Below are 23,228 nucleotides of genomic sequence, written 5' to 3'. Positions count from 1 at the left end.
AGAGTGGTTGACGCCAGTAAGCTGGCGTCTTAGCATTGCGGCCGGATTGATATCACTGTGATATCCCTCAGGGAATGAGCTCGTCTATCAGGAACCGTATTCCGGTTCCTGCGCGTCAATCTCGTCAAAACCCCTCCGTTTGCCCCAAATCACCGCACCTTGCGGGCGATCAACCGTGCCTGAGCAGGCGCAGTTGAGGCCAACGGACGGACATGAATCTGAAAATACGGAGTGTGGGTGTGAACCGATTGCAGCAGGTGTTCGTTTCAGGGATGGCAGCGGCAACGCTGGTTGTAGTCAGCGGTTGTGCCACGGAGAGCTCGCGGGCGATGCCGGTGGAAAAGGTCGAGAGTTACAACACTCCCTACGCCGGCGTACGTACGCCGATCGCGGTGGGCAAGTTCGATAACCGTTCAAGCTACATGCGCGGGATCTTTTCCGACGGCGTTGACCGCCTTGGCGGACAGGCCAAAACCATTCTCATCACCCACATGCAGCAGACCAATCGCTTCAACGTGCTGGACCGCGACAACATGGCCGAGATCGGCCAGGAAGCGGCGATCAAAAAGACAACGCAGCGGCTCCGTGGGGCTGATTATGTGGTGACCGGTGACGTCACAGAGTTTGGCCGTAAAGAAGTAGGAGACCAGCAACTGTTTGGTTTGCTGGGTCGTGGCAAGTCCCAGATCGCCTACGCCAAGGTCGCCTTGAATATCGTCAACATCAGCACGTCCGAGGTGGTGTATTCCACTCAGGGCGCGGGCGAGTATCAGTTGTCCAACCGCGAGGTCATCGGTTTCGGCGGGACTGCCAGCTATGACTCGACGCTCAACGGCAAGGTGCTGGATCTGGCCATGCGCGAAGCCGTCAACAACATGGTGCGGGCGATTGATGCCGGTGGCTGGAAGCCGGTTGCCAACTGATCACTACAGGGAGTTCGTTTCACATGCAAAACAGTACCCGTCAGTTCCGGTTAATCGCGATGGCGGCAGCAAGCCTGTGGCTTGCCGGCTGCGCTCAACAACCCAAGACCCTGTACCAGTGGGGCAGCTATCAGCCCGAGGTCTACGAATACTTCAAGGGTGAATCCAAAGAGGCCCAAGTCGCCAAGCTGGAGGAAGACCTGCAGAAGATACGTTCCACCAACGGCAATCCGCCACCGGGCTACCACGCTCAGTTGGGCATGTTGTACGGCAGTCTGGGCAAGGATGATCAGATGGTGCAGGAGTTTCGGACCGAGAAGGGGCTGTTCCCCGAGTCGGCGACCTACATGGATTTTCTGCTTAGAAACGTCAAGACAGGAGTCGCCTCCAAATGAGCGCACGTTATCTGACGCTGGCCGCCAGCCTGCTTGCAGCCACCCTGCTGGGCGGCTGCGTAGCGCCGAAGACCGTCGATTATTCGGCCTTCAAGGAAAGCAAACCCCGCTCGATCCTGGTGCTGCCACCGGTTAACGAGTCACCCGACGTCAAGGCGACATACAGCCTGCTGTCCCAAGTCACGTTCCCGCTGGCGGAGGCCGGTTACTACGTCTTGCCAGTGGCACTGGTCGACGAGACGTTCAAGCAGAACGGCCTGACCAGCGCAAACGAGATTCAGGAAACATCCCCGGCCAAACTGCGGGAAATCTTCGGTGCGGATGCGGCGATGTACGTCAAGGTGACGCAGTACGGCACCAGTTACATGGTCATCAGCAGTCAAACGATCGTGGCGGCCACCGCCAAGCTGGTCGACCTGCGCAGCGGAACGACGCTGTGGACCGGCACTGCCAGTGCGTCCAGTGATGAAGGCGGCAACAATAGCGGCGGCGGGTTGGTTGGCATGCTGATCACTGCGGCGGTCAAGCAGATCATCAATAGCTCAACCGATGCAGGCCATCCTATCGCCGGTATCGCCAGCCAGCGTTTGCTCTCGGCCGGCAAGCCAGCAGGTCTGTTATATGGCCCGCGTTCGCCTCGTTACGGCACTGACTGACACCGATCAGGCACAAAAAAAGCGCAACCCCTTCCAGGGTTGCGCTTTTTTTTGCGGCTTACTCCGCCGCAGGAACCGCCCGCTGCACGCGCACGACTGGCCGCAGCAACACGGTCGGTGGCGTTTCGCAGCTGATCTTGCGGCCCAGCTTTTCTTCGATCGACGGCAGCTGATACGAATCGTCTTCACCGGCGAAGCTGATCGACACGCCATCTGCACCCGCACGACCGGTCCGGCCGATGCGGTGTACGTAGTCGTCCGGTACTTCCGGCAGGGTGAAGTTGATCACGTGGCTGATGCCGTCGATGTGAATTCCTCGACCCGCGACGTCAGTGGCCACCAGCACGCGAATCTTGCCTTCCCGGAAACCTTCCAGCGTTTTGATGCGCTTGTGCTGGGGCACGTCGCCTGAGAGCTGCGCGGCATTGATGCCGTCACGCACGAGGCGCTCCTCGATACGCCGCACTTCATCCTTGCGGTTGGCGAAGACCATCACCCGCTCCCAACCGTGGTCGTTGATCAGGTTGAACAGCAGCTTGTATTTGTCGGCGCCGGCGACGGCATAAATGTGTTGCTCGACGGTATCGCTGGCGACGTTCAGCGACTCGATCTCGACGATCGCCGGTTCTGTCGTCCACTGCTTGGCCAGGTTCATCACGTCGTCGGTGAAAGTGGCAGAGAACAGCAGCGTCTGACGCTCGCCCTTGTGCGGGGTCTGGCGAATGATCGAGCGCACTTGAGGGATGAAGCCCATGTCGAGCATGCGGTCGGCTTCGTCCAGCACCATGACTTCAACCATGTCCAGGTGCACTTCGCCGCGCTGGGCGAAGTCCAGCAGACGGCCAGGCGTGGCGACCAGAATGTCGCAGTGGCGCGCTTCGAGGTGTTTGAGCTGCTTGTCGAAATCCATGCCACCAACAAACGTCATCACGTTGAGGTCGGTGTATTTGGTCAGCGCCTCGGCGTCCTTGGCGATCTGCACCACCAGCTCGCGAGTCGGCGCAATGATCAGCGCGCGGGGTTCACCCATGTAGCGCTCTTTCGGCGGAGGCGTCTGGGTCAGCTGCGTGATGATGGAAATCAGGAACGCGGCGGTCTTGCCGGTGCCGGTCTGGGCGCGGCCGATGGCATCGCGGCCTTTGAGGGTGTAACCCAGAACGCCCGCCTGGATCGGCGTGCAGTACGGGAAACCCAGGTCCTGAATGGCGTGCATCAGTTCGGGGGCGAGAGGGAAATCGTGAAAGCGGGTTTTGCCTTCCTGGGGTTCGACGACGAAGTCTTCGGGTTTCCAGGGAATGACGACGGGCTTGGGCGCACGTTCACGGCGCGGGCGTTCTGCCCTGGTAGGCGAAGTGACGACCGGCGCAGCGGCTGCCGAATGCTCTGGCACTGGCGCGTGCACTTCTGCTGCTGACGGTTCCCGCGAGACAGTTTCGGTCTGGCGCTGGGGGACGGAGAGGGGAGCAGCCGGCGCGAGCGGCTCAGCCTCGCTTTTTCCGAACATCTTTTTAAGTGCTTTGAGCACGGTGATCTCATCGATTGATTTAGGAATGTACGCCGGGGAGTGTAAAGCAAGAACCCGGCGCAGCGTAGTGTCCTAGCAAATCCGCAGCGCAATTGGAAGGATCAAATGAGTGGACTAGCGAAGCTTATCCGCGAGCCAGACACCTATGTCGGAAATTTCCTGCGGTAACACTTCGTGCTCCATTGGGTATTCCTGCCATGTCACGGTGACGCCCTGCGCTTCCAGATATTCGTAAGCCGCGCGGCCCATGGCATGCAGAACCACCGGGTCATTGCTGCCGTGCAAGCAATAGGCCGGAATGCGTTGCTGGCTGGCGGACAGACGCATTTCGTCGCTGAACGTCGGTCCGTACGTGGACAGCGCGAGCACGCCGCCAAGGGGGCCTTCCCAGCGAAGGAAGGCGGTGTGCAACACCACGGCGCCGCCTTGGGAAAACCCGGCCAGGAAGGTTCGGGCCGGGTCGATGCCGCTGTCGCGCTGCTGTTCGATCAGCTTGATGACGTCTTGCGCCGAGCCTTCCAGCTCGTCGCTGTCGATGGCGCGGGCCGGGCTCATGGCCTTGATGTCATACCAGCTGGGCATTGCGTAGCCACCGTTGATGGTCACGGCCCGGGTCGGTGCCTGCGGCAGAACGAAGCGCGTGGTCTTCAGCGTCTTCTGCAGCATCTCTGCCACCGGCAGGAAATCGTAGCGATCAGCCCCCAGGCCGTGCAGCCAGATCACGCAGGCATCGACTGCCAATTCCGGTTCGAGGATCAACGGTTCAGACATGTGTGCTCCATTAGTGTGCGATGCCGTCGGCGCAGCGCTTTAAGGCGGTGCGTCGGGCTGTTGGCGGCGTTTGAAAGATGTCGCAAGGTTACAAGTTTTGATCTTGACCTGTCGCTAATTCGACATTGCCAGCATGGTGGTACGGGCTTTGCTACACAACCCGCGGAGTGAAGGCGCTCACCTCGGGCGGTAACACTAATAGGCTATCAAGCAGACAGCCGAGTGTTGCGTCAGAGGCAGCAAGGAATCATCGAACAGGATTCCCGGCACGATTCGCTTTGAACCTCGGGGTTCAAGGACATCATGGGGCTTCAGTCTGCTGGGCTCGCCACATGCCGAACACGCGATGACCAGATGCCTGGCGTCGGTGGCGGTAAACGGGTTCGACGTCGCATGACCCAAAAACAAGCCAGCACGGGTTATGAATGCCTCACAAGGGTGCGACGGGGCTGAGGCTCCTACACAACAAAGAGCAAACTGGAGGTTCGAATGAAGATGTTGAAATCCACCCTGGCTGTAGTGGCCGCCGCTGCAGCGCTCGGTCTGACCGGGTTCGCTCAAGCGGGTGCCAAGCTGGACGCCATTCAGAAGAAGGGCTTTATTCAGTGCGGCGTCAGTGACGGTCTGCCAGGCTTCTCGGTTCCGGACGCAAGCGGCAAGATCCAGGGCATCGACGCCGACTTCTGCCGCGCTGTTGCTGCCGCAGTGTTTGGCGACGCGACCAAGGTCAAATTCAGCCAGCTGAACGCCAAAGAGCGTTTCACTGCGCTGCAGTCCGGCGAAATCGACATTCTGTCGCGTAACACCACCTGGACCAGCTCCCGCGACGCGAGCATGGGTCTGGTGTTCCCGGGCTTCGTCACTTATTACGACGGCGTTGGCTTCCTGGCCAACAGCAAGCTGGGCGTGAAAAGTGCCAAGGAGCTGGACGGCGCGACGATCTGTATTCAAGCCGGTACCACCACTGAGCTGAACGTGTCGGACTACTTCCGCGCCAACAACCTCAAGTACACCCCGATCACGTTCGACACCTCCGATGAAAGCGCCAAGTCGCTGGAATCCGGTCGTTGCGACGTACTGACCTCCGACAAATCCCAGCTCTACGCACAGCGCTCCAAGCTGGCCTCGCCGAAGGACTACGTCGTTCTGCCTGAAACCATCTCCAAAGAACCGCTGGGCCCGGTTGTCGCCCGTGGCGATGAAGACTTCAGCACCATCGTTCGCTGGGTCGGCTACGCGCTGCTGAACGCGGAAGAAGCAGGCGTCACCTCGAAAAACGTTGAAGCCGAAGCCAAGTCGACCAAGAACCCTGACGTGGCCCGCTTGCTGGGTGCCGACGGCGACTACGGTACTCAGCTGAAGCTGAAGAAAGACTGGGTCGTGCAGGTCGTCAAGCAAGTCGGTAACTACGGCGAAATGTTCGAGAAGAACCTGGGCGCAGGCACTCCTCTGGAGATTGCTCGCGGTCAGAACGCTCTGTGGAACGCTGGCGGCATTCAATACGCACCACCAGTGCGTTGATTGACCTGCGCCCGGCTGCGTAAATCGTAGCCGGGCGCTTTGTTGCATTTCTTCCGGGGCACTCCATGCAAAATCAAATCAGCGCACCCAAGCAGAGGCTCAGCCTCAGCGACCCTAAAGTGCGTGCGTGGCTATTTCAGATAATTACAGTTGTCGCCGTAGTCGCGATGGGTTGGTATCTGTTCGATAACACCCAGACCAACCTGCAACACCGGGGTATCACCTCAGGTTTCGGTTTCCTTGAAAACAGTGCCGGCTTCGGCATCGCGCAGCACCTGATTCCGTTCACGGAGTCGGACACCTACGCGCGGGTTTTCCTGATCGGTTTGCTCAACACGCTGCTGGTGACGTTCATCGGCGTGATCCTCGCGACCCTGCTGGGTTTCATCGTCGGCGTCGCGCGTTTGTCCAACAACTGGATCATCAACAAACTGGCAACGGTTTACGTTGAAGTCTTCCGTAACATTCCGCCGCTGTTGCAGATCCTGTTCTGGTACTTCGCGGTGTTCCTGACCCTGCCGGGTCCGCGGGCGGCCCACGGGTTTCTCGGTTCGTTCTTCGTCAGCAGCCGTGGCCTGAACATGCCGGCCGCGATTGCCACCGATGCGGCGTGGCCATTCGTGATCAGCGTGGCACTGGCCATTGTCGCCATCGTGTTCATGACGCGCTGGGCGAACAAGCGCTTCGAAGCCACGGGCGTGCCGTTTCACAAGTTCTGGGCGGGCCTTGGGCTGTTCATCGTGATTCCCACGCTCTGCGCGCTGATCTTCGGTGCACCGGTGCATTGGGAACTGCCTGAGCTGAAAGGCTTCAACTTCGTGGGCGGCTGGGTGTTGATCCCTGAACTGCTGGCGCTGACGCTGGCGCTGACGGTTTACACGGCGGCATTCATCGCTGAAATCGTGCGCTCGGGCATCAAGTCCGTGAGCCATGGCCAGACTGAAGCAGCTCGCTCGCTGGGCCTGCGTCCAGGCCCGACGCTGCGCAAGGTCATCATTCCGCAGGCGCTGCGGGTGATCATCCCGCCATTGACCAGCCAATACCTGAACCTGGCGAAGAACTCGTCGCTGGCCGCCGGTATCGGTTACCCGGAAATGGTTTCGCTGTTCGCCGGTACCGTGCTCAACCAGACCGGTCAGGCCATCGAAGTCATTGCCATCACCATGAGCGTGTACCTGGCGATCAGTATCAGCATTTCCCTGCTGATGAACTGGTACAACAAGCGCATTGCGCTGATCGAGCGGTGAGGAAACGCGCATGACATCCCATACTTTCAAACCCGACATGCCACCGCCGAGCAAAGTCTTCGGCCCGGTGGCATGGATGCGCCAGAACCTGTTCTCGAGCCGGATCAACACGCTGTTGACCCTGTTCGCGATCTACCTGATCTGGCTGGTTGTTCCACCGCTGCTGAGCTGGGCCATCTTCGATGCCAACTGGGTCGGCACCACGCGCGCCGACTGCACCAAGGCCGGCGCCTGCTGGGTGTTCATTGAACAGCGCTTCGGCCAGTTCATGTACGGCTACTACCCGCAGGCACTGCGCTGGAGGGTTGATCTGACCGTCTGGCTGGCGATCATCGGCGTGGCGCCGCTGTTCATCAAAGTGATGCCGCGCAAGGCGATCTATGGCCTGTCGTTTCTGTTCATCTACCCGATCATTGCCTACTTTCTGCTGCATGGCGGCGTGTTCGGCCTGGATCAGGTCGCCACCAGCCAGTGGGGCGGCTTGATGCTGACCCTGGTGATCGCCACGGTGGGTATCGCCGGCGCGTTGCCGCTGGGTGTGGTGCTGGCCTTGGGGCGTCGCTCCGAAATGCCGGCCATCCGCGTGATGTGCGTGACGTTCATCGAGTTCTGGCGAGGCGTTCCACTGATCACTGTGCTGTTCATGTCGTCGGTGATGCTGCCGTTGTTCCTGCCTGAAGGCATGAACTTCGACAAACTGCTGCGCGCACTGATCGGCGTGATCCTGTTCCAGTCGGCGTACGTGGCCGAGGTGGTTCGAGGCGGCATGCAGGCCATTCCGAAAGGTCAGTACGAAGCGGCTGCGGCAATGGGTCTCGGTTACTGGCGGCGCATGGGGCTGGTGATTCTGCCGCAGGCCTTGAAGCTGGTCATTCCCGGTCTGGTCAACACCGTGATCGCATTGTTCAAGGACACGAGCCTTGTGATCATCATCGGCCTGTTCGACCTGCTCAACAGCGTCAAACAAGCTGCCGCCGACCCCAAGTGGCTTGGCATGGCGACCGAGGGTTACGTGTTCGCGGCCCTGGTGTTCTGGATCTTCTGTTTCGGCATGTCCCGCTACTCCATGCATTTGGAGCGTAAGTTGGACACAGGCCACAAGCGTTAGGAGTTTTGTGATGAGTGAAGCTATCAGTAAGCCTCTGGGCGCCGAAGGCATGATCCGGATGGAAGGCGTGCACAAGTGGTACGGCCAGTTCCACGTGTTGAAAGACATCAACCTGAACGTGCGTCAGGGCGAGCGCATCGTGTTGTGCGGTCCGTCGGGTTCGGGCAAGTCGACGACCATTCGCTGCCTCAATCGTCTGGAAGAACACCAGCAGGGTCGCATCGTGGTGGATGGCACCGAGCTGACCTCGGACCTGAAGCAGATCGAGACGATTCGTCGCGAAGTCGGCATGGTGTTCCAGCACTTCAACCTGTTCCCGCACCTGACCATCCTGCAGAACTGCACGCTGGCGCCGATGTGGGTGCGCAAGATGCCCAAGCGCAAGGCCGAAGAAATCGCCATGCATTATCTGGAGCGCGTGCGTATTCCGGAGCAGGCCCACAAATACCCGGGTCAGCTCTCCGGCGGTCAGCAACAGCGTGTGGCGATCGCCCGCGCGCTGTGCATGAAGCCTAAGATCATGCTGTTCGACGAGCCGACCTCGGCCCTCGACCCGGAAATGGTGAAAGAGGTGCTCGACACCATGGTCGGCCTGGCGGAAGAGGGCATGACCATGCTCTGCGTGACCCACGAAATGGGCTTCGCCCGCACCGTGGCCAACCGCGTGATCTTCATGGACAAAGGCGAAATCGTCGAGCAAGCCGCGCCAAACGACTTCTTCGATAATCCGCAGAGTGATCGCACGCGCCTGTTCCTGAGTCAGATTCTGCACTGAGTCAGTAGCCGCTTCACAAAGAGCCCGGGCCCAAGTGCCCGGGTTTTTTACTTTGTGGGAGATTGCTGGCAGATAGATCAGCGGCGTCATCATGTTTGAGGGGTGTGGGCTTACGACACCGCAAAACTGTACCCAATCCCCGTAAAACTTGTGTTCTCTGCCGATCTCCAACAGGATTACTGCTTTGCGCAATGCGCTGTTACATCCTCCTGCCCCCCACGAGAATCCCATGACGACCAAGGCGCCGACGGCGAGCAGTTCCCGTTCCAATGCTTCGACCCCTCACGACATCGACCAACTGCTGATCGATGCAGAAGCCGATGACGAGCAAGTTCAGCAGCTACACCCCGTCCTGAAGCGCCCGTGGTTCCTGTTGTTGGGCCTGGTGCTGGTGGCGCTGAACCTGCGTCCGGCGTTGTCGAGCATGGCGCCATTATTGAGCGAAGTGTCACGAAGCCTGGGGCTTTCTGCGGCCACGGCCGGTTTGCTAACCACGCTGCCGGTGTTGTGTCTGGGCCTGTTTGCACCGCTTGCGCCGATTCTTGCGCGACGGTTCGGCAGCGAGCGCGTGGTACTCGGCATTCTGCTGACCCTGGCGTGCGGGATCGTTCTGCGCAGCTCGCTCGGCGAGTTCGGTCTGTTTGCGGGCAGCATCATGGCCGGGGCCAGCATTGGTATCATCGGGGTATTGCTGCCCGGCATCGTCAAACGCGACTTCGCCAAACAGGCCGGCGCCATGACGGGCGTGTACACCATGGCGCTGTGCCTGGGCGCTGCCGTTGCGGCGGGTTCAACGGTTCCGTTTAGCGAGGCGCTGGGTAACGGCAATGGCAGCGATTGGACCTTAGGCCTGGGCTTCTGGATCGTGCCGGCGATTCTCGCCGCGATCTTCTGGTGGCCGCAAACGCGTCAGCGTCATGGTCAGCATCAGGTGGCCTACCGGGTGCGCGGTTTGCGCCGCGATCCTCTGGCCTGGCAAGTCACCCTTTATATGGGGCTGCAATCGTCGCTGGCCTACATCGTGTTTGGCTGGCTGCCGTCGATCCTCATCGGGCGCGGACTGACTGCCACTGAAGCCGGGCTGCTGTTGTCCGGTTCGATCATGGTGCAACTGGTCAGCTCGCTGACCGCGCCATGGCTCGCAACGCGAGGCAAGGATCAGCGGGTCGCGATTGTGCTGGTGATGCTGCTGACCCTGGCGGGTCTGTTCGGCTGTCTGTATGCACCGCTTGAGCAATTGTGGGCCTGGGCCATCGTGCTTGGGCTGGGCCAGGGCGGGACGTTCAGCCTGGCGCTGACCCTGATCGTGTTGCGCTCGCGGGACTCCCACGTCGCCGCGAACCTGTCGAGCATGGCCCAGGGCTTCGGCTACACCCTGGCGTCGCTCGGGCCTTTCGCGGTGGGCGTCGTGCATGACTGGACCGGCAACTGGGACTCGGTGGGCTGGATCTTCGGCATCATCGGCATCGCCGCGATCATCGCTGGCCTTGGCGCCGGGCGCGCCCTGTACGTGGGCGTCACCAGCGAGAAAGTCTGAGGCCGGCATTTCCCCTGCGAATGCCCGTGGCAAAACGCAGTGCGGCCGCTTATCGTGCATGCATCCTATTTCCATGGACGGCGTTCCCATGAGCGAGACCTTTACCAGCGAACACAACAGCGCGCTGATCACGCGCTTTTACGAGGCGTTCAGTCGTCTGGACGCCGAGGCGATGGCCGCGTGCTACAGCGAAGACGTGGTGTTTTCCGACCCGGTGTTTGGCGAGTTGCACGGGCGGGATGCCGGCGACATGTGGCGCATGCTGACGTCCCGCGCCCGTGACTTTTCGGTGGTGTTCGATCACGTCCGTGCCGACGCCACGACGGGCGCTGCCCACTGGGTCGCGACCTACCTGTTCAGCCAGACCGGCCGCACGGTGGTCAACGACATCCAGGCGCGGTTTGTTTTTCGCGACGGCAAGATCTGCGAACACCACGATCAGTTCGATCTGTGGCGCTGGGCGCGTCAGGCCCTCGGTACGCGAGGTGCATTGCTGGGCTGGGCGCCGTTTGTGCAAAATGCCATCCGTGCACAGGGCCAGAAAGGGCTGAAGGCTTTTCAGGCCAGTCGCTGACGCTTTGTTAAAATCCGCTCCCCTCGCTAATGCGCCACGGTCCTGCATGTCTGACGCCGAAATCGCCACCGCACCTGTGCCCGAAGCCGTGCCGGTCAAATCCTGGTTCGTGTACTTGGTGCGCGCGGCCAACGGTTCTTTGTACTGCGGTATCAGCAATGACCCGCAGCGCCGATTCGCTCAACATCAGAGCGGCAAAGGCGCGCGTTTCTTCAGCTCCAGCCCGGCGGTGGCGCTGGTTTACGTCGAAGCTTGCCGCGACAAGGGCGACGCATTGCGGCAGGAGCGCCTGATCAAAAAGCTGCGCAAAAGCGCCAAGGAATGCCTGGCTGCCACCTATATCCAGCCGAGTGATGCCACGCCATCAGGCCGAGCGGGTATGCCGTAAGCGTGCAGGAGGCTAAGCTGGGGCTTTCCCCCTGCGGATGGCCCGAAGCATGTCTGAGTTGATTCTTCATCACTATCCAATGTCCCTGTTCGCCGAGAAAGCCCGACTGATGCTGGGTTTCAAAGGCCTGTCATGGCGCTCGGTCATCATCCCGTCGATCATGCCAAAGCCCGACCTCATGCCCCTCACCGGCGGCTATCGCAAAACCCCGGTTCTGCAAGTGGGCGCCGACATCTACTGCGACACCGCGTTGATCGCGCGCCGGCTGGAGCAGGAAAAGTCTTCGCCGACCTTTTATCCCGAAGGCCAGGAGTTCACGGCGGCCAGCCTCGCGGCCTGGGCGGATTCGGTGCTGTTCCTGCACGCTGTCAGCCTGGTGTTTCAACCGGCCTCCCTCGCTGTGCGTTTCGCCAAAGTCCCGCCTGAGGCTGTGAAGGCATTCGTTGCCGACCGCGCCACGCTGTTCGATGGCGGCAGCGCCAATCGCGTGCCGCTGGAAGTGGCTCAGCATCAATGGCCGACGCTGATGGCGCGTCTGGAAACCCAGCTGGAGCGCAACGGTGATTTCCTCTTGGGCGCGCCCTCGATTGCCGATTTCTCGGTGGCCCACACCCTGTGGTTCCTGAAGCAAACGCCTGTCACATCCCCCCTCGTGGACGCCTACCCGGCGGTGTTGAACTGGTACGAGCGCGTTATTGGATTCGGCCATGGTGCACCGAGCGAGTTGAGTTCGGGCGATGCCGTTGAAATCGCGCGTGCGGCTACCCCGGCATCGGTGCCTGACGAAGATTTCAGCGAGCCCAACGGTTTTACCGTCGGCCAGCAGGTCACCGTGTCTGCCGTGGATTACGGCGTTGATGCAGTGGCGGGAGAGTTGGTGTTCAGCGGCCGCGAAGAGATCATCCTGCGTCGTGAAGATGAACGCGCGGGTACCGTGCATGTGCACTTCCCGCGCGTTGGTTTTCAAATCAAAGCCGCCTGAAAACAGACCCCGGCTCGTCATTCATGAGCCGGGGTGTTTCAGCTACTGCGCAACGGCCTGGTCCGCAGCGCTGTAGCTGAAGATATCCCCGCCGGCATTGGCGAAGTTCAGCCGCAGGATTGGCACGTTGTAGCCGGCGTTATTCATCTTCACCTGAAAGTTTCGGGCGGCGGCCAGCCCTCCCGCCTTGCTCACGTCATAAAAATAGGCGGCGATGTACTTTGGCATCTGCTCGCCGCCGCCTAAGTTGTTGAGCAAAATTTCATTCCAGACTGACTGGTGTTGAGGGAAGTCATCTCTGGAGGCAATCATGTTGTTCCAACCGTGCTGACTGTCGATGTTCCAGGAACACTGTCTGTACATCTGTTGGCCAACGCTTTGAAAGTGTTGATCCCATTGGGTTGCGGTGGTGATGTTCATGCCTTCGCAAGAACCCCACGCGTAAGCAGAATTATCATCGTCAGGCTTCGCTGGTGCGCTGGGCGGGTACTGCTTGCCCCGGTAGCCGCAGCCCTTATGGCCGTTGGCGGTCGACGTCGACGCGTCATAGGGATACAGACAGATAAAGCCGGATTCCAGCCCCGGCAGACCGTATGCAATGGCATCGATGCGGTTGCGCAGGATAAACCCTGCAGGATGGTACAACCGGGTCTGAATCACGCCTCTGCGTAGCCATGAATAAGAAGTCGCGCCTATCGCCAGGGCGTTTGAGCTGTACATCCAGGGATTGAAATTACCGTCGTCCACCGTCCGCAACGTTACGCCGCTGCAATAATAATGGCCACGTGGTTTGTTGGTGCCGTATTCACGGCAATCCGTGATGGTTTCTTTGTAGTTTTTATTGACGTCGGCGAGAACTTGCTCGGGTTTCTGCAACTGTGCGCGGGGAGCATAGGCCGGCGCCTGTGTTGTTGATGGCGCAGGCGGTGGTGGCTCCATCGGGGGAAGGGGCTGATTGGAGCAAGCGCTCAGTATCAGCGTGAGCATTAACACATAGCGACTTGTTAATTGACGGATCATGGCCGGAATCCTTCTAGCGCGTTGATAGTCCTGGTATGTGGAATGAGCGCCGTGCATGAAGTTGCTCAGCGTTCGATAACGTCATTGCCTTCACGGATAAGCAATCTGGTCACTCGCCGAGTACCCGAAACGACTCGAGGGTGCGGCATTAAAGTTGATGGAGTAGATGGGCACACGCCTGGCTTTTTTGCTTGCCAGTTTGGACTGGAAAGCCCGGGCGTCATCGCGCGCACCGGGTTTATTGACGTCGTAGAAAAACGCCATCACTAAAACATCTTCGATGACTCCAACCGTCGGCACCAGAATCTCGTTCCACGATGTTTTGGCCGGAAAGCTTTCATGGGAAGCAATCATCGCCATCCAGTTGCTGGCTTTGCCGGACGACCAGGAACACTGCGAATACTCAGTTTGGCCGTTGCTTTGATAGTGAGCATTCCATTGGGCAGCGGTGGTATAGCCGAGTTTGTTGTCGCATGAGCCCCATACAATGTAATGGGTTGGGGGTGCCGGGTGCACCCGGTGCGCGCTCAAAGTCACACCCGTTATAGTTTCGGGGTTTTCTGACCGTGTAGGCGTCAAAAGGATAAAGGCAATTGACCCCGGACCAGTTGGCCTGTCCGTCGGAGTAATACTTATTGATGTCGTCGGGGTTCATCCGGATGTATCCGGCGCGGTGATAAAGGGTTTTGGTACTCAGGTCGTGCCTCAGCCAGGTGAAGGATGAGGAACCGAGCGCATTGGCACTCGCGCTGGCAGTCCAGGGGTCGAAGTTGCCGTTATCGACAGTTCTTAAAAACACGCCTGAGCATCGAAATAACGGCTGGTTTCCGCTGCACGCTGTTGAGTTGTCATTGTAGTTTTTATTCAGTAGAGGCAAGCCCACCGATGGCGCAAGGGGGGGATTGTAGATATAGGTGCTAGCCACACGAGGCGCCACACTTCTCGTCGCAGGGACGTTGGTTTGAGGGACATTGACTTCAGGGGTGTCGGCTTGACGCACGGCTGTACTGCAACCCACTAAAAAAGATAAAAGTAAGGCGAGTGCGCCGGGAAGAGGCTTCATGACGTCTGATCCATCAGAGTAAGGGTCATTTGAATTAAGTAATCTTCCGGATGTTTGTCAAGTCTGTAACTCAGGCCTTAGTGAGGGCGGGTATGAGTTGTCAATCAGCCGTTGGCTGCCTTTTGATCGCTATTGGCGATTAGGGGGCAGGTTGTTTATTTCGAAGCTAAGTGCCTGTGGCAGTCGCAGGCTTATAGGCGTTGGGTTTACATCGCGAAACAAACTAGCGATTACAGCGCCAAGTAAGGTTGGTCGCCTCGGATGCGGCGTTTGATTGATGCGCTAGTGCAATCGAAATATCAGCGTATGTTGATATAGCGAATTGCTCGTTAGTTGTTTGCAAGGGTGCGCCGGGTTTGGCTTCGGGCTTCGACATATAGCGAGTTGCAATTAGTCTTATCGCCAAGAAATCTAGAAGGTCGAAGAAAGCGTGCCTACGATTCAATTAGTTTTTGTACTGAGCGATGGGCCATCAGGAGAGTGACATGAAAAGGAAGTCATATTTTGCAGCGCTTGTATTGGCGCTGTTGGCGGGGTGTTCATCTCAGGTAACCAAGGATGTCGAGCCTCCCCCTGCACCCGGCGGGCCGTCTGCACTTGCGCCGAGGGCGGCTAAACAGACAGAGCTCAGTGATGGTGTGGGTATCGCCGCGTTGATTAACATGAATTACAACGAAGATACGACTTCTTGTATCGACTACAACACAGGGGCATCACGGGGCTACTATTTTTGCACCGGGGTTTTGTTGAGGACTACGGATAACGGAAATTTCATGCCGTGGGAGGCCAGTCCGACGGCGCTTGCATTGCAGGGGACTTCTTTTTCGTGGATCAGGCATGATCTTCATACCTCCGGCTTTTTCAAACGTGCCGGGTTCATATTGCTCAATTCGGCAGACACTTTGGCCGGGGCGGTGCCCGGGATAACCGACTTGCACGTTGCAAATCCTGAGCAGGATCCAGCCGTCACGTGTGTTTATCCATTCGATGCCTGGACAACGCGAACGATGAACAGGCCGTATGGCGGATGTAATTACGAGGGAGTGCCCGGGGGCGTCGGTTACCCCAGCTATGCGCCTTGGGGTATCTGCGATAAAAAGCTTGGATATACCACCTCGGCGCAGTGGGAATGGGACTTCCGTCAGCATAACCAGGTCAACTATAACCAATGTTCGTGGAGCTCTGACAACGCGCAAGGCTGGCGTAACTCGATAGCCTCGCATAACAGCATTTCGGGCCAAAGCTTCTGGAACGAAGTCATGCTCAAAAATTGGGGTGGGACGGAATGGGTCAGCGTGGCAAACGAAGCGATGCGCAAGTGGACTGTCGCGTTCTTCTACGACGTAGCGAAACCAGGTGCTTTATCCGACGCCAAGGCGTTCCAGCAGAAGATGGCCAACACCGGAAAACACGTGCCTATTCTTCGAATCGACTTTAACGCAGCGGCCTCTGAGCGATTTCAGTTTCTGGCCGGCGATCAGGTGGCAGGCGCTTATCCGTAATCAGTCTTGGAGAGCCTACTTCAACGCCGCCAGAATCTGCTCTTCGCTAAACCCCCTGATCAACGTGCCATTCACGTCGATCAGGGGAATGCCGCGGCCACCCAGTGCTTCATAGGCTTTGCGCCCTGCGGCGTCTTTCTCGATATCGTACTCGGTATAGCGAATACCCTGGCTGTCGAGAAAGCGCCGGGTCTGTTTGCAGTAGCCACACCAGTCCGTGGCGTACAACGTCACCTTCGCATTGGCCTGCGCCTGCTCCGACAACGCGGAGGAGGGGTGAACCAGGTTTTCGATTTTGCCCCAGTTCTGGTAGACGACCACCACCAGCATGACGAGCAAGCACTTCTTCAGGGTACGAACGAACATGTGGGTCTCGGCTCCTCGGCAGGGGTCAGCGGCGTTTGAGCTGATCGGTCAACTGAGTGGGCAGCCCTTTGATGATCAGCGTGCCTTTCTCTTCGTCGTACTCGATCTTGTCGCCCAGCAGGTGCGCTTCAAAGCTGATCGACAGACCTTCGGCGCGGCCAGTGAAGCGACGGAACTGATTGAGCGTGCGCTTATCGGCCGGGATCTCGGGCGACAGGCCGTAATCCTTGTTGCGGATGTGATCGTAGAAAGCCCGCGGGCGATCCTCGTCGATCAGGCCCGACAACTCTTCCAGGGCGATGGGCTCGCCCATTTTGCTCTGGCTGCTCGCGTAGTCGACCAGCGCCTTGGTTTTCTCGCGGGTCGATTCTTCCGGCAGGTCTTCGCTCTCGACAAAATCACTGAAAGCCTTGAGCAGGGTGCGGGTCTCGCCCGGTCCGTCGACGCCTTCCTGGCAGCCGATGAAGTCGCGGAAGTACTCGGAAACCTTCTTGCCGTTCTTGCCTTTGATAAACGAGATGTACTGCTTGGACGCTTTGTTGTTCTGCCACTCGGAAATATTGATGCGGGCCGCAAGGTGGAGTTGACCCAGGTCCAGATGCCGCGACGGCGTCACGTCCAGCGCCTCGTTTACCGCCACGCCTTCGCTGTGGTGCAGCAACGCGATTGCCAGGTACTCCGTCATGCCTTGTTGATAGTGCGCAAACAGTACGTGACCGCCGACCGACAGGTTCGACTCTTCCATCAGCTTCTGCAGATGCTCGACCGCGATGCGGCTGAACTGGGTGAAATCCTTGCCCTGATCCAGGTATTCCTTCAGCCAGCCACTGAACGGGTGCGCGCCGGATTCGGCATGGAATAAACCCCAGGCCTTGCCCTGTTTAGCGTTATAGCTCTCGTTAAGGTCCGCCAGCATGTTCTCGATGGCCTGCGATTCGGCGAGTTCCGAGTCCCGGGCATGGAGCACGGCGGGCGTGCCGTCAGGTTTTTTGTCGATCAGGTGGACGATGGCGTGACGGATCGGCATGGAATTCTCGGCGGCTGAAGTGGAACTGAACGGGACCAGACCAGGCCCGTGCGAAAGTCGGCAAGTGTACCGCAGACGGGGGGCGGAACGCTCTGGGAGGGCCGAAAACGCTGACCTGAGCCCATTAATATGACTTTTTTACGCCTCTCGGGCGATAAAGCTGACCAAATGGGTAGGTAGGGGCGGATATTTGCGTTGCGCTGTGCTAGTTTTGCCCGGTCCTGAGCGCCCAAGCGCGCCAGGCGTGCAGTTTGTGGGCGTTCGGCCGAACCAAAGGCCGTTTACAGTATCTACATTTCGCGTCTGTACCACACTCTGCAAACCATTCGAATTTGATAGGGAAGGAACACCACCATGGCTCTGACTAAAGACCAATTGATCGCCGATATCGCAGAAGCAATCGACGCGCCGAAAACCACCGCGCGCAACGCTCTCGACCAATTGGGTCAAATCGTCGCTGACCAACTGGAAAACGGTAGTGAAATCACTCTGCCAGGCATCGGCAAACTGAAAGTCACCGAGCGTCCAGCACGCACTGGCCGCAACCCTTCGACTGGCGCAGCCATCGAAATCGCTGCCAAGAAAGTCGTCAAGTTCGTACCAGCCAAAGTACTGACTGACTCGGTCAACAAGTAAGCGAAAACGCTGCTTGGTTGAGGAAACCGTGTGACGGAGCGATCCGGACACGGTTTTTTTGTGCCTGCGATTCGGTTATCGCTTCGGTCGTCGGCGACCTAGCGCGGTGAAACCCAACGCGTTGCCCGCCAGGCGGCTTGCTGCGGCTTGTCCTGGAAGGTCCAGGCAACGAAGCGACTCTGTTTCTGCCCTTGCCCCATTTCGACCGTCTGGCTTTCAACCGCACCGGCTTTTTTCAGGGCGCTCTGAATCAGCGGCAGATTCGACGCTTTGGACACCAGCGTGCTGAACCACAGCACCTGTTTCGCGACGTGCGCACTTTCGCTGATCAACTGGGTCACAAAGCGCGCCTCGCCCCCTTCGCACCACAACTCCGCCGCCTGACCGCCGAAATTCAACACCGGCAATTTGCGTTTGGGATCTGCCTTGCCAAGGGCTCGCCATTTACGCTGGCTGCCGCTCAACGCTTCCGCAGCCGAGGCGTGGAAGGGCGGGTTACACACGCTGATGTCGAAGCGCTCATCGGGCTGCAGCAAGTGGGTCAGGATGTGCTTTTGGTCAGTCTGATGCCGAAAGCTGATGCTCTTGCTCAAGCCGTTGGCTTTGACGATGGTCGTTGCCGAGGCAAGGGCGACCTTGTCGATGTCCGAGCCCAGGAACGACCAGCCGTACTCGCCCTGACCGATCAGCGGGTAGATGCAGTTGGCGCCGGTGCCAATGTCCAGCGCAGTGACGGACGCCCCGCGCGGGATGACCCCGTCGTTGCGTTCCGCCAGCAGATCCGCGAGAAAGTGCAGGTAGTCCGCCCGTCCCGGGATTGGCGGGCAAAGGTAGTCCGCCGGAATATCCCAATGGGCAATGCCGTAGAACGCTTTAAGCAAGGCGCGGTTGAACACCCTCACGGCTGCCGGGTTGGCAAAATCGATGCTTTCTTTGCCATAGGGGTTGAGGATCACAAATGTGCCCAGTTCGGGGCTGCTTTTGATCAGGCGCGGAAAGTCGTAATGGCCTTGATGGCGGTTGCGCGGGTGCAGAGTGGCTTTCTCGCGTGGCGTGGAAGGCTTGGCCTGTTGAGCAGGTTTGGCTTTCTTGCGCGGGGGATTGCGTGGCGGTTTGGGGGCGTCGGGGCTGGTCATCGGTGATGCATTCTCATGAAAGCACAACCCCTGTAGGCGTGAGCTTGCTCGCGATCATCGTGTGTCAGTCAACGGTTGGGTTGCTGATAGACCGATATCGCGAGCAAGCTCACTCCTACAGGGGTCATGGTCGTCAACCGGCCTGCAATTCAGGCCGGCTGATCTGATCGGATTACAGGCTCGCGATCCGCGCGTGCTGCTCTGCCAGTTTGCCCAGCGCCTGTTCCGCTTCGGCCATCTTCGCGCGTTCCTTGGCGATCACCTCAGGCGGCGCCTTGTCGACGAACGCGGCATTGGACAGCTTGCCGCCCACCCGCTGCACTTCACCCTGCAGACGCTGGATTTCCTTGTCCAGACGCGCCAGTTCGGCGTCCTTGTCGATCAGGCCGGCCATCGGTACCAGCACTTCCATCTCACCGACCAGTGCGGTCGCCGACAGGGGTGCCTCAGCGCCGGCTTCCAGCACGGTGAACGATTCAAGCTTGGCCAGCTTCTTCAGCAGGTGCTCGTTCTCGTTCAGGCGGCGTTGGTCTTCGGCGCTGACGTTCTTGAGGAACAGCTGCAGCGGCTTGCCCGGGCCGATGTTCATTTCGCCACGGATATTGCGCACGCCGAGCATCAGGCTCTTGAGCCACTCGATGTCGCCTTCTGCTGCGACGTCGATGCGCGCTTCATTCGCCACCGGCCATGGTTGCAGCATGATGGTCTTGCCTTCAACGCCCGCCAGCGGCGCGAGGCGCTGCCAGATTTCTTCGGTGATGAAGGGCATGAACGGATGCGCCAGGCGCAGTGCGACTTCCAGCACGCGCACCAACGTGCGACGGGTGCCGCGCTGACGCTCGATCGGCGCCGTCTCGTCCCACAGAACCGGCTTGGACAGCTCCAGGTACCAGTCGCAATACTGGTTCCAGATGAACTCGTACAGCGCCTGCGCCGCGAGGTCGAAACGGAACTGATCCAGCTGGCGGGTTACTTCGGCTTCAGTGCGTTGCAGCTGCGAGATGATCCAGCGATCCGGCAGCGAGAGCTCGAACGCCTCGCCGTTCTGACCGCAGTCCTCGCCCTTGTCGAGGACGTAGCGCGCGGCGTTCCAGATTTTGTTGCAGAAGTTGCGATAGCCTTCGACGCGGCCCATGTCGAACTTGATGTCACGGCCCGTGGAAGCCAGCGAGCAGAAGGTGAAGCGCAGGGCATCGGTGCCGTAGCTGGCGATGCCGTCGGCGAATTCGTCGCGGGTCTGCTTCTCGATCTTCTTGGCCAGCTTGGGCTGCATCATGCCGGAGGTGCGTTTCTGCACCAGGGCTTCAAGCTCGATGCCGTCGATGATGTCCAGGGGATCAAGGACGTTGCCCTTGGACTTGGACATCTTCTGGCCTTGGCCATCTCGCACCAGACCGTGAACGTACACGGTCTTGAACGGCACCTGCGCCGTGCCGTCTTCGTTCTTCACCAAGTGCATGGTGAGCATGATCATCCGGGCGACCCAGAAGAAAATGATGTCGAAACCGGTAACCAGTACATCGGTCGGGTGGAAGGTTTTCAGGAAATCGGTCTGCTCCGGCCAGCCCAGGGTGGAGAACGTCCACAGGCCGGAACTGAACCAGGTGTCGAGCACGTCGTTGTCCTGCTGCAGGGCAACATCAGGACCGAGGTTGTGCTTGGCGCGGACTTCGGCTTCGTCGCGGCCGACGTAGACCTTGCCGGACTCGTCGTACCAGGCCGGAATGCGGTGGCCCCACCAGAGCTGACGGCTGATGCACCAGTCCTGAATGTCGCGCATCCAGGAGAAGTACATGTTTTCGTATTGCTTGGGCACGAAGGCGATTCGGCCATCTTCAACGGCGGCGATGGCAGGTTCGGCCAGCGGCTTGGTCGACACGTACCACTGATCCGTCAGCCACGGCTCGATGATGGTCCCGGAGCGGTCGCCCTTCGGTACTTTCAAGGCGTGGTCGTCGACGCTGACCAAAAGGCCGGCGGCGTCGAACGCAGCCACGATCTGCTTGCGCGCTTCGAAGCGGTCGAGGCCGGCGTATTCGGCGGGGAGGGTGCCATCGACGGTGTCGTTCAGCGTGCCGTCGAGGTTGAATACCTGGGCAGCGGGCAGAACGGCAGCGTTCTTGTCGAAGATGTTCAGCAGCGGCAGGTTGTGTCGCTTGCCGACGTCGTAGTCGTTGAAGTCGTGGGCCGGGGTGATCTTCACGCAGCCGGTGCCGAACTCAGGGTCGCAATAGTCGTCCGCGATGATCGGAATGCGACGGCCTACCAGCGGCAGCTCAACGAACTGGCCGATCAGCGCCTTGTAGCGCTCATCGTTCGGGTTCACGGCAACGGCCGCATCACCGAGCATGGTTTCCGGGCGGGTTGTCGCGACGATCAGATAGTCCAGACCTTCAGCGGTCTTTGCGCCATCGGCCAACGGGTAGCGCAGGTTCCACAGGTGGCCTTTCTCGTCGTGGTTTTCCACTTCGAGGTCGGAGATTGCGGTGTGCAGCTTGGTGTCCCAGTTGACCAGCCGTTTGCCACGGTAGATCAGGCCGTCTTCATGCAGGCGCACGAAGGCTTCCTTAACGGCTTCGGACAAGCCGTCGTCCATCGTGAAGCGCTCGCGGCTCCAGTCGACCGACGAGCCCAGGCGACGGATCTGGCGGCTGATGTTGCCACCTGACTGATCCTTCCACTCCCAGACTTTTTCGAGAAATTTGTCGCGACCCAGATCGTGACGGCTTTGACCCAAGGCTTCGAGTTGGCGCTCCACCAGCATCTGCGTGGCGATACCGGCGTGGTCGGTGCCCGGCTGCCACAGGGTGTTGCGACCCTGCATGCGGCGGAAGCGGATCAGGGCGTCCATGATCGCGTTATTGAAACCGTGGCCCATGTGCAGGCTGCCGGTGACGTTCGGCGGCGGAATCATGATGGTGTACGAGTCGCCCGCGCCTTGCGGAGCGAAATAGTTTTCGGACTCCCAGGTCTGGTACCAGGAAGTTTCGATGGCGTGCGGCTGGTAGGTCTTGTCCATGCGAGGCGGGAACCTGATCTGCTTTGAGTCGGAAAAGCCGACGAGTATAGCTTTTCAAGGCGGCGTCAAGCTACAAGCGCTAGGTCGGGTGCTACGAGCGGTGATGCCCGGAATCGTCGCGGGCACCTGTAGGACTGCGCTTACCCGCGATCCCGGGTCGGAAAGAGGACAGGTTCAGCTGTTGTATTGACTCAACAGCCGTTCCATCCGCGCATCCAGACGGCGTTTGATTTCGTTCTCGATGTGTGGGGCGAAGTCGTCGATCACGTCTTGCATGATCAACTGCGCAGCGGCACGCAGTTCCCCATCCAGGTGCAGCAGCGCGTCAGCGTTCGGCGCCTTGGAGGTCGAAGCGTTGGCCGCAGGTGCGGCAGGTGTAACCGCCGCGGCCGGCTCGGGCGTGAGCAGGGGAATGTCATTGAGGTTGGCATCGTGCTCATCGAGCGTCACGACCTGGCCGGTGACCACGTCAAACAGCAGCGGGATCTGCTCGTCGCTGTGCACGGACTCGGTCAGCAGGGGAGCCTGGGCCGGGTCATCGCCCAACAGCTGGCGAATCGATTCGAGGTCATCCAGCAGGTGCGCTGAATCTTTCAGGTGTTTTGAATTATCCATCGTGTGCTCAAAGACGCTGCAGCCGGTGATCTTGCAGAGGATAGCCCTGTTCGCGGTAGAAGCGAAAACTCTCGCGTGCCGCGAGGCGGATGGCTGGGTCCTCGACAACGATCTCGGCGACACGCGCGAATCGTTTGAAGAATTCCGGGATGCGCAGGTCAAGATTGACCAGCAGATCCTGATGTTGGCCGGGGTCGCTGCCGATACCCAGCGCCACCGGAGCGTCCTGATCGTCCTCGACCGAGCCATGGGGCACGAACGCTTCGCCCCGGAAGCGCCACAGTCGGGCGTCCAGCTCCTCGCGTTGCCCGGCATCGCTGCAATGCAGGTACACCCGATGGCCGAGGCGCCAGGCCTTGTCGGTGAGTTTGCAGGCGAAGTCCAGGCGCGCGACAGGGTCGGCACTCGGCAGAATGTAGAAATCGACTTGGGTCATGGGTGA

General features: G+C 59.4%; 23 protein-coding genes. 13 read left to right on the top strand and 10 right to left on the bottom strand.

Annotation, left to right across the window (positions count from 1 at the left end; genetic code table 11):
* Positions 1-272 precede the first annotated feature (272 nt).
* The 3 genes from QWI18_RS07065 to QWI18_RS07055 are packed head-to-tail and all read left to right on the top strand — an operon-like array spanning position 273 to position 1,974.
* Positions 273-923, top strand: a complete 651-nt coding sequence (locus QWI18_RS07065; RefSeq protein WP_083233272.1) for a CsgG/HfaB family protein — start codon at positions 273-275, stop codon at positions 921-923.
* Between the two features lie 59 nt (positions 924-982).
* Positions 983-1,318: a DUF4810 domain-containing protein gene (locus QWI18_RS07060; RefSeq protein ID WP_192132844.1), complete on the top strand. Its 336-nt coding sequence runs from the start codon at positions 983-985 to the stop codon at positions 1,316-1,318.
* Positions 1,315-1,974, top strand: a complete 660-nt coding sequence (locus QWI18_RS07055; RefSeq protein ID WP_065991957.1) for a DUF799 domain-containing protein — start codon at positions 1,315-1,317, stop codon at positions 1,972-1,974. The genes QWI18_RS07060 and QWI18_RS07055 overlap by 4 nt, the downstream gene beginning before the upstream one ends.
* Before the next feature lie 58 nt (positions 1,975-2,032).
* On the opposite strand, the gene rhlB is transcribed toward QWI18_RS07055, so the two are convergent.
* Entirely contained in the window at positions 2,033-3,499 is a 1,467-nt protein-coding gene (gene rhlB / locus QWI18_RS07050) for an ATP-dependent RNA helicase RhlB (protein ID WP_369318500.1), read from the bottom strand.
* 114 nt (positions 3,500-3,613) lie between these two features.
* A complete protein-coding gene (locus tag QWI18_RS07045; protein ID WP_369318499.1) occupies positions 3,614-4,270 on the bottom strand; it encodes an alpha/beta hydrolase in 657 nt (218 codons plus the stop codon).
* A 489-nt stretch (positions 4,271-4,759) separates the two neighbouring features.
* On the opposite strand from QWI18_RS07045, the gene QWI18_RS07040 reads away from it, so the two are divergent.
* From QWI18_RS07040 to QWI18_RS07005, 8 genes are all read left to right on the top strand, one after another.
* Positions 4,760-5,791: an amino acid ABC transporter substrate-binding protein gene (locus tag QWI18_RS07040; RefSeq protein ID WP_065991973.1), complete on the top strand. Its 1,032-nt coding sequence runs from the start codon at positions 4,760-4,762 to the stop codon at positions 5,789-5,791.
* Positions 5,792-5,856: 65 nt separating this feature from the next.
* Positions 5,857-7,038: an amino acid ABC transporter permease gene (locus QWI18_RS07035; protein WP_369318498.1), complete on the top strand. Its 1,182-nt coding sequence runs from the start codon at positions 5,857-5,859 to the stop codon at positions 7,036-7,038.
* A 10-nt stretch (positions 7,039-7,048) separates the two neighbouring features.
* Positions 7,049-8,146: an amino acid ABC transporter permease gene (locus QWI18_RS07030; protein ID WP_369318497.1), complete on the top strand. Its 1,098-nt coding sequence runs from the start codon at positions 7,049-7,051 to the stop codon at positions 8,144-8,146.
* Between the two features lie 10 nt (positions 8,147-8,156).
* Entirely contained in the window at positions 8,157-8,921 is a 765-nt protein-coding gene (locus QWI18_RS07025) for an amino acid ABC transporter ATP-binding protein (protein ID WP_037014923.1), read from the top strand.
* Between the two features lie 229 nt (positions 8,922-9,150).
* A complete protein-coding gene (locus QWI18_RS07020; protein ID WP_369318496.1) occupies positions 9,151-10,458 on the top strand; it encodes a CynX/NimT family MFS transporter in 1,308 nt (435 codons plus the stop codon).
* An 88-nt stretch (positions 10,459-10,546) separates the two neighbouring features.
* Entirely contained in the window at positions 10,547-11,032 is a 486-nt protein-coding gene (locus QWI18_RS07015; RefSeq protein WP_065991979.1) for a nuclear transport factor 2 family protein, read from the top strand.
* Positions 11,033-11,078: 46 nt separating this feature from the next.
* On the top strand, positions 11,079-11,420 hold the full coding sequence (locus QWI18_RS07010) for a GIY-YIG nuclease family protein (protein ID WP_296314948.1): 342 nt from the start codon (positions 11,079-11,081) through the stop codon (positions 11,418-11,420).
* Between the two features lie 49 nt (positions 11,421-11,469).
* Positions 11,470-12,402, top strand: a complete 933-nt coding sequence (locus QWI18_RS07005; protein ID WP_369318495.1) for a glutathione S-transferase family protein — start codon at positions 11,470-11,472, stop codon at positions 12,400-12,402.
* 42 nt (positions 12,403-12,444) lie between these two features.
* On the opposite strand, the gene QWI18_RS07000 is transcribed toward QWI18_RS07005, so the two are convergent.
* Positions 12,445-13,422, bottom strand: a complete 978-nt coding sequence (locus QWI18_RS07000) for a hypothetical protein (protein WP_192132669.1) — start codon at positions 13,420-13,422, stop codon at positions 12,445-12,447.
* Positions 13,423-13,512: 90 nt separating this feature from the next.
* Complete coding sequence (locus QWI18_RS06995; RefSeq protein ID WP_369318494.1) at positions 13,513-13,953, bottom strand: hypothetical protein; 441 nt, start codon at positions 13,951-13,953, stop codon at positions 13,513-13,515.
* A gap of 1,017 nt (positions 13,954-14,970) precedes the next feature.
* Between QWI18_RS06995 and QWI18_RS06990 the strand changes: the two genes are divergently transcribed.
* Positions 14,971-15,987, top strand: a complete 1,017-nt coding sequence (locus QWI18_RS06990) for a hypothetical protein (protein ID WP_369318493.1) — start codon at positions 14,971-14,973, stop codon at positions 15,985-15,987.
* Positions 15,988-16,002: 15 nt separating this feature from the next.
* On the opposite strand, the gene QWI18_RS06985 is transcribed toward QWI18_RS06990, so the two are convergent.
* Positions 16,003-16,353, bottom strand: a complete 351-nt coding sequence (locus tag QWI18_RS06985) for a glutaredoxin family protein (RefSeq protein ID WP_065991995.1) — start codon at positions 16,351-16,353, stop codon at positions 16,003-16,005.
* A 25-nt stretch (positions 16,354-16,378) separates the two neighbouring features.
* A complete protein-coding gene (yejK, locus tag QWI18_RS06980) occupies positions 16,379-17,380 on the bottom strand; it encodes a nucleoid-associated protein YejK (protein ID WP_369318492.1) in 1,002 nt (333 codons plus the stop codon).
* 354 nt (positions 17,381-17,734) lie between these two features.
* On the opposite strand from yejK, the gene QWI18_RS06975 reads away from it, so the two are divergent.
* Complete coding sequence (locus tag QWI18_RS06975; RefSeq protein ID WP_037014905.1) at positions 17,735-18,016, top strand: HU family DNA-binding protein; 282 nt, start codon at positions 17,735-17,737, stop codon at positions 18,014-18,016.
* Positions 18,017-18,114: 98 nt separating this feature from the next.
* Here the strand turns inward: QWI18_RS06975 and rlmF are convergent, their stop codons facing one another.
* The 4 genes from rlmF to QWI18_RS06955 form a co-directional block, all read right to left on the bottom strand.
* Positions 18,115-19,152 (bottom strand): 23S rRNA (adenine(1618)-N(6))-methyltransferase RlmF, encoded by a 1,038-nt coding sequence (gene rlmF / locus QWI18_RS06970; RefSeq protein ID WP_369318491.1) that lies wholly within the window; start codon positions 19,150-19,152, stop codon positions 18,115-18,117.
* Between the two features lie 172 nt (positions 19,153-19,324).
* On the bottom strand, positions 19,325-22,171 hold the full coding sequence (locus QWI18_RS06965) for a valine--tRNA ligase (protein ID WP_296308729.1): 2,847 nt from the start codon (positions 22,169-22,171) through the stop codon (positions 19,325-19,327).
* A 174-nt stretch (positions 22,172-22,345) separates the two neighbouring features.
* Positions 22,346-22,786 carry a DNA polymerase III subunit chi gene (locus tag QWI18_RS06960; protein WP_369318490.1) on the bottom strand — a complete coding sequence of 147 codons (441 nt, stop codon included), beginning with the start codon at positions 22,784-22,786 and terminating at the stop codon, positions 22,346-22,348.
* Between the two features lie 7 nt (positions 22,787-22,793).
* Positions 22,794-23,222, bottom strand: a complete 429-nt coding sequence (locus QWI18_RS06955; protein ID WP_133772097.1) for a DNA polymerase III subunit chi — start codon at positions 23,220-23,222, stop codon at positions 22,794-22,796.
* Positions 23,223-23,228: the final 6 nt, after the last annotated feature.

Source organism: Pseudomonas sp. W2Oct36 (assembly GCF_041060465.1).
In the GTDB taxonomy this organism is placed as follows: Bacteria; Pseudomonadota; Gammaproteobacteria; order Pseudomonadales; family Pseudomonadaceae; genus Aquipseudomonas; species Aquipseudomonas graminis_B.
The sequence above is the reverse complement of the archived record's forward strand: the minus strand, read 5'-3'. Positions and strand labels throughout refer to the sequence as shown.